Origin of the sequence: Halorussus halophilus, assembly GCF_008831545.1 — an archaeon.
Classification (GTDB): Archaea; Halobacteriota; Halobacteria; order Halobacteriales; family Haladaptataceae; genus Halorussus; species Halorussus halophilus.
Genome location: NZ_CP044523.1, coordinates 757,289 through 772,436 on the forward strand (window position 1 = coordinate 757,289; position 15,148 = coordinate 772,436).

13 protein-coding genes and 1 pseudogene are annotated in these 15,148 nt (G+C 62.2%); 5 read left to right on the forward strand and 9 right to left on the reverse strand.

Annotation, left to right across the window (positions count from 1 at the left end):
• Positions 1-36 precede the first annotated feature (36 nt).
• Positions 37-1,071, forward strand: a complete 1,035-nt coding sequence (locus F7R90_RS03715) for a glycosyltransferase family 4 protein (RefSeq protein WP_158055933.1) — start codon at positions 37-39, stop codon at positions 1,069-1,071.
• Positions 1,072-1,093: 22 nt separating this feature from the next.
• Complete coding sequence (locus F7R90_RS03720) at positions 1,094-2,644, forward strand: alkaline phosphatase family protein (protein WP_158055934.1); 1,551 nt, start codon at positions 1,094-1,096, stop codon at positions 2,642-2,644.
• Here the strand turns inward: F7R90_RS03720 and F7R90_RS22495 are convergent.
• Positions 2,636-3,139, reverse strand: coding sequence for a hypothetical protein (locus tag F7R90_RS22495; protein ID WP_225741332.1), 504 nt, complete (start codon positions 3,137-3,139; stop codon positions 2,636-2,638). The two genes, F7R90_RS03720 and F7R90_RS22495, sit on opposite strands and share 9 nt — an antisense overlap.
• 156 nt (positions 3,140-3,295) lie before the next feature.
• Positions 3,296-3,904 (reverse strand): annotated as a pseudogene (locus tag F7R90_RS22800) (DolP-mannose mannosyltransferase); the annotation flags it as partial.
• A 112-nt stretch (positions 3,905-4,016) separates the two neighbouring features.
• Here F7R90_RS22800 and F7R90_RS03730 point away from each other — a divergent pair.
• Together F7R90_RS03730 and F7R90_RS03735 are read left to right on the forward strand one after the other, a co-directional pair.
• Positions 4,017-4,934: an alkaline phosphatase family protein gene (locus tag F7R90_RS03730; protein WP_158055936.1), complete on the forward strand. Its 918-nt coding sequence runs from the start codon at positions 4,017-4,019 to the stop codon at positions 4,932-4,934.
• A gap of 237 nt (positions 4,935-5,171) precedes the next feature.
• Positions 5,172-6,548, forward strand: coding sequence for a sulfatase (locus tag F7R90_RS03735; protein ID WP_158055937.1), 1,377 nt, complete (start codon positions 5,172-5,174; stop codon positions 6,546-6,548).
• On the opposite strand, the gene F7R90_RS03740 is transcribed toward F7R90_RS03735, so the two are convergent.
• From F7R90_RS03740 to F7R90_RS03770, 7 genes are all read right to left on the reverse strand, one after another.
• Positions 6,549-7,952 carry a sulfatase-like hydrolase/transferase gene (locus tag F7R90_RS03740; RefSeq protein WP_158055938.1) on the reverse strand — a complete coding sequence of 468 codons (1,404 nt, stop codon included), beginning with the start codon at positions 7,950-7,952 and terminating at the stop codon, positions 6,549-6,551.
• Between the two features lie 230 nt (positions 7,953-8,182).
• Positions 8,183-8,743 (reverse strand): twin-arginine translocation signal domain-containing protein, encoded by a 561-nt coding sequence (locus tag F7R90_RS03745; RefSeq protein ID WP_158055939.1) that lies wholly within the window; start codon positions 8,741-8,743, stop codon positions 8,183-8,185.
• A gap of 81 nt (positions 8,744-8,824) precedes the next feature.
• Complete coding sequence (ppc, locus tag F7R90_RS03750) at positions 8,825-11,518, reverse strand: phosphoenolpyruvate carboxylase (RefSeq protein ID WP_158055940.1); 2,694 nt, start codon at positions 11,516-11,518, stop codon at positions 8,825-8,827.
• 82 nt (positions 11,519-11,600) lie between these two features.
• Complete coding sequence (locus tag F7R90_RS03755; protein ID WP_158055941.1) at positions 11,601-11,930, reverse strand: transcription factor S; 330 nt, start codon at positions 11,928-11,930, stop codon at positions 11,601-11,603.
• Between the two features lie 67 nt (positions 11,931-11,997).
• Positions 11,998-12,510 carry a DedA family protein gene (locus F7R90_RS03760; protein ID WP_158055942.1) on the reverse strand — a complete coding sequence of 171 codons (513 nt, stop codon included), beginning with the start codon at positions 12,508-12,510 and terminating at the stop codon, positions 11,998-12,000.
• A gap of 79 nt (positions 12,511-12,589) precedes the next feature.
• On the reverse strand, positions 12,590-13,147 hold the full coding sequence (locus tag F7R90_RS03765; protein ID WP_225741254.1) for a hypothetical protein: 558 nt from the start codon (positions 13,145-13,147) through the stop codon (positions 12,590-12,592).
• Positions 13,144-14,055 (reverse strand): hypothetical protein, encoded by a 912-nt coding sequence (locus tag F7R90_RS03770; protein WP_158055943.1) that lies wholly within the window; start codon positions 14,053-14,055, stop codon positions 13,144-13,146. Before F7R90_RS03770 ends, F7R90_RS03765 begins: the two co-directional genes overlap by 4 nt.
• Positions 14,056-14,175: 120 nt before the next feature.
• Here F7R90_RS03770 and F7R90_RS03775 point away from each other — a divergent pair, with 120 nt between their 5' ends.
• Positions 14,176-15,012 carry an RAD55 family ATPase gene (locus tag F7R90_RS03775; RefSeq protein ID WP_158055944.1) on the forward strand — a complete coding sequence of 279 codons (837 nt, stop codon included), beginning with the start codon at positions 14,176-14,178 and terminating at the stop codon, positions 15,010-15,012.
• The last annotated feature ends 136 nt before the right edge of the window (positions 15,013-15,148 follow it).

Below are 15,148 nucleotides of genomic sequence, written 5' to 3' on the forward strand. Positions count from 1 at the left end.
GGGAGGTTTAAACCGTCAGCAGACACCCACTCGAATATGGACCCCGACGCCGCCCGCGTGGCGATGCTCCACCAAGACCCCCACCCGGCCCACCGCGGTTTCGCGGAGGCGGTCGGCGCCGACCTCGTGGACTACCATCGCCTCTCGCTCGGCCCGCTCGAAGGGACGGTTCTCGAAGACGGCATCAACGGACTCGCGTATCCCGACTACGACGTGTACATTGTTGAAGGCTCTCGCCCGCTCTACGGGGCGCTCGCACGCCGGTTCACGCGCGGCGGCAAACTCGTCTACCTCTGTGCGGACCACGGACTCTACCAACTCGGTAGTTCGGACTTCGAAGGCGACTCGGCGTTCAAGTCGCTCGTCGGCAAGTTCGGCACGCCAGTCGTCCGGGCACTCGGAAGTAGAGGAATCGACGGCGTCGTCGCCGTCTCGGAATTCGCCGAGGAGTTCACTCGCCCGATAGTCGGTCCCGACACGCCAATCGAAATCGCACATCCCTTCATTCAACAGGACAACTACGACGCCCTCGGTGACGTGGAACCGGACCTCGACGCCAACGTCGCGGTCACCGTCGCGCGTCCGTGGGAGTACAAGGGCGTCGATATGCTGGTCGAGGCGTGGCCGCGCGTGCGCGAACAGTTTCCGGACGCTGAACTGCACGTCGTCGGTAAAGGCCACCCCGACGACTACGAGACGACTGCGGGCGTACGCGTCAGAGGCTACGTCGAGGACCTCGGTGACGCCTTCGAACAGGCCTCGCTGTTCGTCCAACCGTCGCGGATGGACACCTTCCCAGTCAGCACGCTCGAAGCGATGCGGGCCGGTCTCCCTCCGCTCGTGACGAAAACCGCAGGAACGCGCTCGGAAGCACGGGAAATCGACTCGCTGTTCGTTACGGAACCGAACCCGGAGGCACTGGCGCGCGGCGTTCGGGAGTACTTCGTCAGAGGTACCGCCGAGCGACGACGACTCTCGGAGATGGCACGGGCGCGCGGGTCGCGTTTCGACCCCGAGTCCCGCAAGGAAGCGTTCCGCGAGGCGTTCCGCGAAATTCTCAAAGCACTTTAACCACGAGAGCGAGAGTGGAACCATGACTGTCTACGTCGTCGGCCTCGACGGGGCCGACTGGTCGCTCCTCAGGCCGTGGGCCGAGGAAGGCCATCTCCCGGCGTTCGCCCAGATTTTGGACGAGGGCGTCTCGGGCGACCTCCAGAGTACCCTCCCGCCCGTGACGTTCCCCGCGTGGAAGTGCTACTCGACGGGGAAGACGCCCGGAAAGTTGGGCGTCTACGAGTGGTTCGCCTACGACCGCTCAACGAACGAAATCTCGGCCAACGACGCCAGCGACTTCCGCTCGCAGGAGTACTGGGACGTGCTGGCCGACCACGACGAACGGGCGGGCGTGGTCAACATGCCGACGACTCACCCGCCGGATTCGGACGCACCCGAAGACGTGCTCACCATCGCTGGAAGCCCCGCCAACGAGCGCAAGCAGTTCACGAGTCCAAAATCGCTCAAATCGGGACTCCTACAAGAGATTCCCGACTATCGCGTCAAACCCGACCTCGTGTTGGACACCGCGACGCCCGACGAACTGGTGGCAGAAGCGAAGGAGTTGTTCGCACAGCGGTTCCGCGCCGCGACGTGGCTGGCCGACGAAAAAGACTGCGAGCTAGTTCACACGACGCTGTTCGCGACCGACACGCTCCAACATCGTCTCTGGGACCGGCCGGAAAAACTACGCGACGCCTACGAGCGCGTGGACGAACTGCTCGGCGACCTGTTGACGCGCGACGACGCCGAGGCGGTGTTCCTGATGAGCGACCACGGCTTCACCGAGATTTCTGAGATATTTCTGGTCAACCAGTGGCTCCTGGAACGCGGCGATTTAGCCATCGAAGAGTCGGACTCGCGAGACATCTTGGGGTCGCTCGGTCTGACCGAAGAGCGCCTGAAGTGGCTCGTCGGCGAACTCGGACTGGTCAGTTTCGCCCAGTCGCACGTCCCCGAGTCCGTCCAGCGGTTCTTCCCGAGCGAGAGCGGTCGCGTGGCGATTCAGGACGCCGCCATCGACTGGGACCGAACCAGAGCGATTTCGCTCGGCCGTGGTCCTATCTACGTCAACAACGACGCCTTCCCCAGCGAGGAGACTGCACAGGAATTTACGGAGGAACTCGCCGCAGACTTAGAGCGACTTGAAACACCGGATGGAATTCCGGTCGCCACTGAAGTTCACGACCCTGCAAACATCTACTCTGGCGACCGAGAACGCGGTCCCGACCTCGTGGTGGAGTACACGACCGGCGTGGACGCCCCCGAATCTATCGGCGGCAACGTCTTCGGTGAGACGACCGAGTGGCTCGCGACCCACCGCCAGTCGGGCATCTTCGCGGGAGTGGGCAAGAACGTCAGCGCGGGCACCTCGGACCTCGACCTGTACGACCTCGCACCCACGCTCCTGCATCTGCTCGGTGCGCCCGTTCCGGAGGACGTAGACGGCGACGTGCGCCGGGACGTGCTAACCGGTGAAGCGGCCGACCGAGAAGTCGAACAGGGACCGCCGACCGCCAAAGACGCGCGGGGTGTCGGCGCTGGCGAGGAGGTCGAAGACACGCTCCGCGAACTCGGATACTTAGAATAAGTGACCGAACCGTCTGAACGCTTCGCCGTCACATGTCGAGTCGGAGAGTTGAGTGCCAGTCTTCTGGACGAACTCGACTTCCATCTGCGAGCGCCGAACGTGACACGTCTCCGGGAGCGACTGGTTCCAGAAGAGAACCTCGATGCGAGACTGAAGTGGTTCTGCTCCCGGAATGAAGCCCGAGAATCCACCGTGCCACCAGAACATGACGACGGCAACGAGTGCGATACCGGTAACGACTCCTTTCGCGGTGTGTCCAGATAATTGATCTACGAGCAACCCGACTCCGCACGCGACGAATGCGAACGCGGGAACGAGGTCAGCACCGCCGTCAAGGTCGAAGAAGAAGACTTGCAGCCCGAACCAGATCAGTCCGACGAGTATCCCGCCAGTTCCGTCGTATCTGTCCACCCGAGTGGCACCGAAAGCACCTGTGAGGACTACCGGAATCGCGAAATCTAGTGCACCGGCACCGACAATAATTCGTGAGACCATTCTGAGTTCCTCCGACGCTGTGAATGTTGAGAGGACTACCTGTGATAGCATTGGGGCGACTGCTCCTTGTGCCACGAACGGCCAAAGTACTCCTGATGTTGTGGCGGCGAGACCGACGAGAACCAGTTTGAACTGACGGAGCGAGTTCCTGACGGTGAGACTACAGAGAATAATCGGAAAGAACAAGCCGAACTGCCACGACCCTGCCGCGAGCGCCGCGAACATGCCTGCGAGAACCGGGCGCGTCCTGCGTAAGAGAAACATGCTGGAGAACCCAAAGAGGACGACGAAGACTTTCGGACGAAGTCCACCGACGGGCATGAGGTAGAAAACGGGATAAGTCAGAAGCGATAGGCCGGCTGCTAAGGCCGCGAGTTCGTTCTCCGTGAAAACATACACGAATTCGGACACCAACAGTACGATTGCACAGACGGCCAGAGCCATCAGGAGCGAACTGAGGGCGTGGAGGATGGGTGCGTCCCCACCCGAGAGAAATGCGAGACCGGCCGCGATTTCGTGGATGACAGGGGGTTTAGGGTCCCACAAATTCAGATAGGGCGTTCCACCGTTGAACGTGAGCCAACCAGAGTACTCGAATAAGATCGCATCTGGGCCAACGTACGGACGGGTTCGATAGAAAAAACTCTTCGAGAGGGGCAACGCTTCGAGAAGGACGACTAGCAGTACCAGCAGCCACCTCCAGTAGAGTGTGAAGAACTGTCTCGGGAGAGATTTCGTCCGCAGTTGCGGCAGACATTCCACCATTTGATAACCATTCCTATATTACACTTAAGTATATGTCGTTCCACTGACTCAGTTAGTTACGATAGTTCCGAAGCAATAATGTACCTCTTGTCCTTCCTCGTGGACTAGTTATATGACCTTCGGCGATTGGCTCTGGGAGACGGAACGTCGAGTCCAGAACGACGGTTTCAACGGCGTCAAAGACAGCTTCCACGAGTTGTACATTGGTGGTCTCCGGCGAACTGACCCGTTCTACTCTGGTGGCGAACACGTCTTCGAACGCGACTGGGACGTGCTCGTCCTCCTCGACGCGTGCCGCATGGATCTCATGGAAGAAGTCGCAGACGAGTACGATTTTCTCGACGACCCAGATACGCTCGTCTCGGTCGGTAGCTCCTCGATTCAGTGGATAGAGCGAACCTTCACTGACGAGTACGCCGCGCAGATGCAAGAGACTGCGTACGTAACGGGAAACCCATTTAGCAAGCGAGTGCTGACTGACGAGGACCTACTGGCCTTAGACGAGGTATGGCGGTACGGCTGGGACGACGAAAGTGGAACGATTCCGGCCGACCACGTCACCGACCGTGCCATCGCCACTGCCCGCGAACACGATCCGGGGCGACTCATCGTCCACTACATGCAACCGCACTTCCCGTCGGTTCCCGACCCGCTCACCGACGGTATGAACACGGAGACGTTGGGCGACGGGGAGGGCTGGGAGTCGCCGTGGGACCTGCTTCGCCGTGGGGAACTGGACCGGGAGACGGTTTGGTCGTCCTACCGCCAGAATCTTCACTACGTCATCGACCACGTCGCCGTCTTGCTCGAAAACATGGACGCCGAACGCGTCGTTATCAGTGCAGACCACGGGAATGCTGCTGGTGAGTTCGGCGTCTACGGTCATCCGAAGATACCACTCAAGCCTATCCGAAACGTTCCGTGGTACGTCACGAGTGCGACCGACACGGGAGAGTACGAACCCGAACTCCAGCAACAGACCGAACGTGGAGATACCGAAGAGAAACTGAAAGCACTCGGCTATCTCTGATTTTTGAGACGCGGAGAGGTTCCATCGAGACTCTGACGAGATAAGCCCGGATTAACGGTCTCGAACGATTGACCCGACTTATTCGTTCTCCTGACGGATTCGTCCGAATATGGGGGCAGCAACTGGAGGGGAATACGGAGTGCAGCGTCGCTTTCTCCTTCGCACGGACGACCGCCAAGCAGCTTTTCGGAGGACACACCGGACACAGAATCCCGACACTAACGGGAGCCAGCGTCTATGAATCCGGTGAAACGGTTCCCAAAGCTGAACGACGCGTGGATGGAATTCAAACATCGGGTGGTCCACTGGCAAGCCCGGCGCGAGCGTGGCGTGTCTCACGAGACGAGCGTCGAGAACCCGAAGAACGTCCTCGCCGTCGTCGTGGACTGCCTGCGCGCCGACCACGTGAGCAAGTTCGGCCACGACCGGAAGACGACGCCGTTCCTCGATAGCTTCGACGCCGCCGCTTTCTCGAACGCAAAGTGCGCGAGTCCGTGGACGTTCCCCTCGATTCCGTCGTTGTTGTCGGGGAAATACCCCCACGAACACGGTGCGCGCTTCGACAACGACCCGCGAAATCTCTCCTCCGAGCAGTTTCCGCGGAGACCCCGTGACGAGGTTGCGACGCTTCCCGACTTGCTCGAAAGCGCTGGCTACGACACCGGACTCGTCACGGCGATTCCGATGGCCGCGAAGGCCGTCGGCGACCGATTCCAACACGTGAGCGTGAAGTACACTGATGCGGAGGAGCGCGTTTCGGCCGCCCGAGAGTGGATAGCGGGCCGCGACCGCTGGTTCTGCCATCTACATCTGGGCGACCCGCACGCGCCGCTCGATATTCCGAATCGCCACCGCGAGACGTTCGACGTGCCGGAGATGGAGCAACTAGAAGATTGGCGCTTTCGGGACTCGACGGGAGAGGGTGGAAGTGAGGACGAGCGTGAGGAGTTCGCAGCGTACCGCGAAGCCAAGCTACGAGCGTACGACGCATCCATTCGCGGTGCGGACGACGCGCTCGCTGGCCTGCTCTCCGAACTCCCAGACGATACCGTAGTCGTCGTGTGCGGTGACCACGGCGAGGCGTTCTGGGAACATCCGGAGTTAGAGCGCCGACTGAACGACGATCCGCGGGGCTACTACGCGACCGACCACGGCCACAGCGTATTGGAGGAAGTCGCTCGGGTACCCTTGTGGATTCGCGCGCCAGGGCTGGATTCGACAACTTCGGACGCGCCGGTCTCGCTCATTGACGTTGCCCCGACCGTTCTCTCCGCGCTCGGCGCAGAGGTCCCCGAGGGGGTCAGTGGGCGCGCACTGAGTGGGGACGCGAGTCCGAGCGACGACCAGCGCCCGATTCTCTGTGAGGAGACGGCCTACGGCTACAACCAGCGAGCGGTCTGGCACAGCGGCCAGAAGGTCGTCGCGGTGCCGAAGACCGGCGAAACGCTCGCGTTCGACCTCGACAGCTATCTCGAAGGCGACACCTTGGAGGAGGTGCCGGAACATCTCGAAGACGCACTCGCGTCGTTCGGTGCGGGCGTCTCCGGCGGCGACCGCATGGACGTAGACGACGACACGCGCGACAGGTTGGCAGAGTTGGGGTACTTAGAATAGTTATTCCAGATACCCCAGGTCCTTCAGGTGGTCTTCAACCATCTCGTCGTCTTCGTCGATGCCGTGGGAACTGCCTTCGCGCATCTGCTTCATCCGTTCTTGGTGGTCATCCAGCGCCTGCGAGAGTTCACGATACTCGGGGATGTCGTCGTCAGCGCGGTCGTCTTCTGGCTTTTCGTCCGGATTTGCGCGGTAGTCGAAACAGAACTCGCCGTCGTCGGCGTGGCGCATGAGTTTCCAACCGTCGGAGCGACGCGCACAGCAGCGCGCGTAATCGACCTGACGACCGACGTCTGCGAAGCCGTATTCGCGGGAATCGACCTCGCCGTCGGCCAATTCCCACGCCGACTCGCCTTCCCATCCGTCGAAGGCCTCCAATTCGAGCGCGTCGGTAATCGTCGGTGGGAGGTCGATGAGTCGGGTCTGTCCGTCCACAACCGCCGCCTCGCGCTCGGGGTGGTGGACCACGAACGGAACTCGGAGGACGCCCTCCCAGAACTCCGGCGGATGGCCAGCGTGCTGGTGTTCGCCGACGAGTTCGCCGTGGTCGGCGGTGAACAGGACGATGGTCTCGTCCAGCAAGTCGCGGTTTTCGAGCGCGTTCAGCACCTTGCCGAACTGGTCGTCAACGTAGGCACACTCGGCGTCGTAGAGTTTTCGAATCAGGTCCCACTCTTCGTCGGTCATCTCCTCGGGGTGGTGGGTGCCCTTGCGTGAGAGACCGCGACAGCGCGCCAAATCGAGTGGTTCGTCCAAGAACTGGCGCTGGAACTCCTCGGGGGCCTCGTAAGGGTGGTGGGCGTCCATGTAGTGGAGCCACGTGAACCACTCAGAGTCTCCTTCCGAATCCTCACCGTCTGCGCCTTCTTCTTGCTCGTCTATCCACTCGAAGGCTCGCCGATTGAGCGAACTCGCGCGCTCGTACTCGCTGTCGTTGCCGGTCGCACTCGCAAAGAGGGCGTCGGCGTGGTTGTACACCCGCTCGATGGTCTTGAACAGCGCGCCGCTCTTGTCGAGGTTCGACTGGACGAACTGCTTGAGTTTCCCGGCCTCGGCGGTGCCGCTGGCGTCGTACATGGTGTCGAACCCGCGGTCGTAGTGGTACGACCCGCTGGCGAAGTGGTTGTCCGTGTAGCCCGCCGTGGCGTAGCCCGCCTCCCGGAGCGTTTCGGCGAGCGTCTGGATGCCGTCGTCGGTGCCGGGTTCGGGGATGCCCAACCCTTCGATGCTGGCGAAGTATCGACTGGCGTGGATGGTCGGAAACGACGCCGGAGTCGAGGGGCCGTTGGCCACGCAGTCGGTGAACTCGACCGACTCGTCGGCGAACGACCGAGTTTCGGGCATCACCTCCGAGTTCACCCGGTCTGCGCGCAACGAATCGACGGTGACGAGGAGGACGTTCATACCTGCCATCTGTCGGGCGACGGTTAAAACGCTACTCGTCGCAGTCGAGTGCGAGCGGAGCGAGGGCACAACTGCGCGCGAAGGTTCAAATACGAAGACAGGACCAACTCGGCCCGGACGTTTCGCGTGGTCCGAATACGACTCGACCACCAGTCCGACTAACCCATCCGGGCTGAGCCACTTCGGAGAGTCGCGACTCTCGATTCGACACCCCTCTCGCCGAGTCACGCTTAGCCTTGCGTACTCACGCCCGACTCGGTCTTGATGTTGATGCCGGGAAGCTGGGCCGCCTCGACGCCCAGCCAGTCGCCCGGACAGTTCACTACGCGGCTGATGATGAACGGCGTCCCCAACTCGACCGCCGTTCGACGCTCGTCTACGAAAATTCGCTTCCGCTCGACCAACTTCTGCGCGCGGATCGTCGGGGTCTGACCGAAAAGTCCGACTATCTCGTCGGGGTTCTTCGCATCGACGACGATACCTTCCCAGATAGTCATGTTCTCGGTCGGCCAGTTGTCGAACGCACACTCAGCGACATCGCTCACGTCTGGGTTCTCGTTTGTCCGGTCGGTCAATAGGAGGATTCGCCGCGTGTAGTCCGGTGAGAGGGTCTCTGGCCGTCGAAACGCGATTCGACGATTGATACGGGCGCTCTGCCGTCGGCTTCGTTCGGCTACGCCGACGCCGATACCCAGCGGTGCGACCGCGCTTCGCTTCAAGAAAGACCGTCTGTCGAGTGTCGTGTCTCGGTCGGTGACGGGCCGACCGAGCGTCTCGTCTTCGTCGCTCATTGCCACCAGTGCCACGAGCGCGACGTCCGTAATGGTTGTCGCCGACGACTCGGAGGCGACCAGGGGCCACCGGAACACGTTCTATCCCGTGTTCTTCATCCCCGCGGCGATACCCTTCACGGTCAGGCGGAGCGTCCGCTGCTCGGCGTCAGTGAGATGCGTCTGGTCAAGTAGACGCGTCTGAACCAAGTTGAGCGGGTCCACGTAGGGATTGCGCCGCTCCAGACTCTCTTCGAGCCAGTGGCGGGTCAACAGCGAATCGCGGCCCGAAATTTGGGTCACGAGTTCGACTGTGCGCTCGTACTCCGACTGGAGTTCCGGGAAGAACTGCTCGCGCAGGTTCGTGGGAGCCAATTCGGCGTACTCAGCGGCGATTTCGAAGTCGGTCCGGGCGAGCGCGAGCGCTGCGTTGTCGAGCGTCGTGCGGAAGAACGGCCACTGCTCGTACATCGCCTGAAGCGTCTCGACGTCGCCACCAGCCTCCAAGTACGCGTCCAATCCGGTCGCCAGCGAGTACCAACCGGGCAGGATACAGCGGGCTTGGGTCCACGAGAACACCCACGGAATCGCTCGCAGGTCCTCGACTGTTCGCTCGCCAGAGCGGGAAGCAGGTCGAGAACCGAGATTCAGTTCTTCGATGACCGTGATGGGCGTCGCCTGTTCGAAGTAGCGGACGAACCCGTCGGTGGCGAGCAGGTCTCGGTACGTTTCGCGGGCCGCGTCGGCCGCAGTTTCCATCGCTTCGTACCACTCGTCGGGAACGTCTTCGACCGGTCGCTCGATAGCTTGGTGGCGAGCGCGTAGCTGTGCGTTCAGCATCTGCTCGACGTTGCGCTCGGCGATTCGCGGATTGGCGTACTTCTCGGCGATTGCCTCGCCCTGCTCGGTGAATTTGACTTGGCCCGAGACGGTCTCGTTCGGAAGTGCGAGCAGTGCGTCGTTCATCTGGCCGCCGCCACGCGAGATTGACCCACCACGGCCGTGGAACAGTCGCATCTCTACGTCGTAGTCGTCGGTAATCGTTGCGAGTCGCTTCTGGTTGCGATAGAGGCTCCAGTTAGCCGCCAGAAAGCCGTTCTCCTTGTTCGAGTCCGAGTAGCCGAGCATGATTTCTTGGGTATTACCCCTCGCTTCGAGCGCGGCGGCGTAGGCTTCGTTCTCGAACAGCGTGCCCATGATTCGCCGGGCACCCGAGAGTGCCGACTCGGTTTCGAGTAGCGGCACCACGTCGAGTCCGCAGTAGCCCGGTAGGTCTGCGATACCGGCTTGGTCGGCCAAGAAGAGGACTTCGAGGACGTGGCTCGGCTCTTCGGTCATGCTGATGCAGTATGTGTCGATGGCATCGACGCCGTACTCGGCCTGCCAGTCGGCCGTGCTGGCGAATAGCGTGAGGACCCGCTCTGCGGTGTCCGAGAGGTCGTCGGTGTCCTCGACGCTGATTATGGGCTCGTCCTGTAGCATCGCGTCGGTCAGCACCTCGACGCGCTCGTCTTCGTCTAGTTGGTCGTAGTTGATGCCCTCGCGCGCGAGTGCTTCGGCGACGGCAGTCGTGTGGTTCTCTTGGTGGTCGCGCAAGTCGAGACTCGCCAACGAGAGGCCGAACGTCTCGACCTGTCGAATCAGGGAATCGACCTTCGATTTAGCGACGACTTCCGCCCCGTTCTCGCGGAGGCTCTCGGCGATTGCCTGCACGTCTCTGAGCAGTTCGTCGCTATTTTCGTAGCCGTCGGGGCGCACGTCGCCGACGCGTTCGAGGCGCTCGCGCATCAGCTTCAACTTCTGGCGGTAGAGTTCGTCGGGGTAGCGTTCCGCGGCGGCCTCCGCGACTGCCGGAAGACGCTCGCGGTCTGCTTCGAGACGGCTCCGGAGTTCGTCGCCGACAGCGAGACTCCGCTCGTCTTGGCTCAGCACGCCGGAGAGTCGCTTGCACTCCTGCCGGTAGCGTTCCACGACCACCGCACGCTGGCGTTCGAGCGTCTCGGCAGTCACTTCCGGCGTGACGTATGGGTTGCCGTCCCGGTCGCTCCCCGCCCACGAGCGGAACTCGAACAGCTTCGGGACTTCCACGTCATCGAACTGCTCGCCGAGTTCGCGTTCGAGTTCGTCGTACACCTCGCCGACTACATCGAAAAGCACGTTCTCGATGTACCACTGGACGTTCAGCGCCTCGTCCGTGACTTCGGGGCGACGACGCCGGACCTGCGGCGTCTGCCAGAGACTCGTCACTTCAGCCTCCAAATCGCGCTCGACGGTCGATTCCTCGCGGTCGGTGAGTCGCCGTTCGTCCAAGGTTTCGAGGTCCTCGGCCACCGAGCGGAGTTTTGCCTTCACCGTCTTTCTACGGGCTTCGGTCGGGTGTGCGGTAAAGGTCGGTTCGACTAATACGTCGTCCAGCACCTGCTGGACCGTCTCTTCGTCGGCACCCGAGTCTGCGAGTTCCGCGGCGGCCGCAGCCACGCTGTCTGCGAGCGGGCCGTCTTGGCTTCCTTCCCGAATCGCTCGCACCCGCTCGCGCTCTTCGGCGAGGTTGATGAGTTCGAAGTAGGTCGTGAACGCTCGGGCGACGACGCCCTCCAGTTCGGGCGGGAGGTCTTCGAGTTCTGCTCGGAGTTCGTCGCGCGAACTCGCGTCGCCGCGTCGGTAATCGATGGACGACGTGCGGACGGCTTCGACGAGGTCGAACGCCTCCGTCGAGGTCTGGTCGGCCAGCACGTCGCCGAGTAGCGCGCCGAGTTCGCGTACGTCTCTTCGTACGTCTCTGGCGTGTAGTCCCATACCATACGATTCGTGGGGGAGAGGCTAAAACGTCGGGACGATGCGAAAATTGCCACTCGAATGTGAGTAAATTTGGTGAAGGTTAGCTGTACTCCCGCCAGCGGTGCCCGCACTCCTGACATTTGAAGAAGCGCGTCGGCGGTTCGTCCGCAGAGCCGGTCTGCTTGATGGTGTACCACGCTTTTTGGTGGCCGCACTCGTCGCAGACTACGTCCTCGGCGGTCGGCTTGCCCTCGAAGTTGGCGTCCTCGGAGGTTTCGATGACTTCCGAATCGCCCTGCTCTTCGGTGCTGACGAACTCGGCGGCCTTCTCCTCGTCCTTTTCCACCGTATGCTGGCAGTCGTCGTTCGTACAGACCATCTTCGACCCCATGGACTTCATCATGGAGCCACAGTCGTCGCAGAATTGCATGTCCACGGATAGACGAGCGCTCCCCATAAGCGACACGTTCACAGACGAAATCGAATCGGGAGTCGAGTCACCCGTACCCGAGGAACCCCATGCCTGTCCGTACCGCTAGCGCGACTCCCGCACCGAACGCGGCGGCTCCGACTGCCGAGTAGAGCGTGAACTTCCAGCGCGCCATCCCGGCGAACCCCGCAGGGACGGAGATAACCGAGCGCAGGAACGGAAGCAGTCGGCCCCAGCAGACCGAACTTTCTCCCCACTTGCGGAACCACTGTTCACCGCGCTCGAAATCCGACGCCGAGACGCCGACGTACTCCGTCGCGTCGATGGCACTCCGGCCTCGCTCGCCGAACGTGTGATAGGCAAACAGACTGCCGATGGTCGTCCCGACTACGACTGCCGCGACGAACAGTGCGAACGTGACCGGCCCGACGACGAGGAGGGCCGCCGCGCCGGGGACGACGACTTCGCTCGGCAAGAGGGGGAACAACATCGAGGCTTCCAAGAAGGTGAACACCACGACGACGAGGTAGCCGTAGGTGGAGACCAGGTCCAGTACCGTCTGGGCGAGGTCCTCGAACACGAATGATGCTACGACGACAGGACTAATAACCCAGTCGGCCGCGCCGACTCACGGCTCTGGTCACTCACTGTTCGTTCGCCTACTCCTCGGCTTCCAACTCGGCGTCGATGCCCCGCACTTGGTCGTCGTCTACGACCATCGGGCAGTCTGCGACTCGAAACCGCTCGGTCTCGACTAGTTCGAGGATGCTGGTTCCCTCGTGCGTGCAGGCGACCTCCGGCGGGTCGGCGAAGTGCGGACAGCCGTGACAGGTGTTCTTCGGAATCGTGCGAACGTCTCGGTCGTCCTCGCTCTCCTCGCGCGGGGCCGCGACGCCGACCGTCTCGCCGTCTTCGTCGGCCAGTAGCGCCCACAGCTTCTCCCCGTCCAATTCTTCGACTTCGACCGATTCGAAGCTCTCGAACGGGCTACCGTCGGACTGCCGTTGGCGTCGTTCGTCTACCTCGTCTGCGAGACCGGACAGCGGGCCGTCGCGCGCTCGGGACGAGCGCGCACCGCCAACGTCGCTGGCGTCGCTTCCCTCTCCTTGTTCGCCCCGGCGCGAACGGACCTCGGCCGCGACCTCACCAAGCGGTTCTCGACCGTCGCTTCGGGAGGCCGCTTCGTTCGAGTCGTCGCGCTCGCCATCGCCCGTCATTCGTCACCCTCGCCGTCCTCGTCGAGCATCTCGTCTAACACGCCGTCGGGGTCGATGCTGTCGGCTTCCATCACGCTCTTGATGTCCCACTCCGCGCGCTCGCCCTCCAAGGCGGGCGGCTCCCCGACGACGAGCGTGTGAGAGCCGAAGAAGCTCTGTTTGCGCTCGACGTCGCTGAACTGACTCGCGCAGTGTGGGCACTTCGGTGCGGCGAGCAGTCCGATGTGGACCGTCTCGTCGCAGTGACCACACACTGCCGACTCGACGCCGCGCCGGTTGGCGAGGTGAGCGAGTTCGTCGGCGGCCGCGCGGGTCGCGTGGCGTGCGGCGAGCGTCTTCGTCTGGTCGCGCAGGCCCACCGTCGCCTCCGCGAGCGTGGTCAGTTTCGTCTGCAAGTCGTCGGTCGCGTCGGTCAGATATTCGAGTACGTCCTCGTAGTTGTCGAACCCGGTTTCGACCTGCTCTTCGAGTTCTGCGACGCTGGCCGACAGCGATTCGAGTTCGTCTGTGAGGTCCTCTGCACGTGCCGCGACCTGCTCGGTCTCCTCGTGCAGTTCCGGATGGTCGTGGTCCGCGTCTGCTTTCCCATCGGCCTCGCGTTTGACCTGAATCACTCTGTCGCGCACGTCGTCGATTTTCTCGTCGAAGTCCGAGCGAGCATCGTCGAGTTCGCTCTCGAACTCGGTTTCGAGGTCGTCGTGTGCGGCCGAAAGCCGCTCGGCGAACTCCTTGCGGAGCGCGGCCAGTTCCTCGTCTGCGGAGGCGCGCGAACCGTTGCCGTTTTTGGCACCGAGTTGCGTCAGCAGTCGCTCGCGGCTCACGCCGAGTTCTTCGGCTTTCGCGTCTAGCCACCCTTCCAGTGAATCGGCAGTCTCCTCTGGAGCATCGGTGGCGTCTTCGGCGACCATTCAGTTTCGTTTCTCACACATCCGACTTAACCCTTGGCCTCTCTTCTAGTCGAAGCGACAGCGATAGATTGCCGTCGCACAGGCGAAACATCCAAGCGGTAGCCCCGAACAGTCAGTCCCATGGACCGAATCCCGTTCGGCGTCTCGCGGCTTGACACCATCGTCGGCGGCGGCGCGCCACCCGGAAGTGTCGTCTTACTCGCAGGCGAGGCCGGGGCCGGAGCGCGAGAGTTCTGCTACACGAGCGCGACCATCAACGGACTCGCACACGCCGACTCCGAGAAGTTCGAACTCCACTACGGCGACGTAGACGAGCGTGCCGCAGTCCCAGACGAGATTCACTACGTCTCGTTCACCGCCAGCGGCGACGAACTCAGCCAAGAGATAGAGTACACGATGGACGACGAGTTGGTCGAAGCGGGCGTCGAGACGGTCCAGTTCGAGGACCTGAGCCAAGAGTACTTCCAACTCTCGGCCATCCCCCGCGAGTGGTACACCCGCGAAACCCAGTCGATAACCGACCTCGGACATGGGAGCGACCGGCGTGGCGTGTTGGCCGCACTCGGCGAGTATCTGAACGAACACGCAACGGGGAACCTCGTCCTCCTCGACTCGTTGACCGACCTCGCCCGCGCGCCGAACGAACAGATGAGTTGGAGCGACGTCTGCATGCTCGTCAAGGGCCTTCAGAAAGCATCCAGAGAGTGGAACGGCCTCATCCTCCTGCTGGTCAACGACGACGCACTCACCGACCAAGAGATGGGGAGTTTGACAGGGGCGGCCGACGGAACCATCAACTTTCGCTGGGAGACTGGCGGCAACGAACGCGACCGCCTGATGTTCGTCCAAGAGTTCCGCGGCGTCCTCTCGCGACTCGAAGCCGAGGACATCATCCGCTTCGAGACCGAAATTCACGACGGCGGCTTCGACATCAGTAACGTCCGGAAGATTCGGTAGCGCGAACACTCGTTGTACTTCTGTCGGTGCGAACGTTCAAATACGGAGACGAGACTAACTCGGCCCGGACGTTTCGTCCGGTTACGAGCAGATAGTTGGCAAATCAGTCAGCAGTGTCTTCGATCTCGTAACTGCC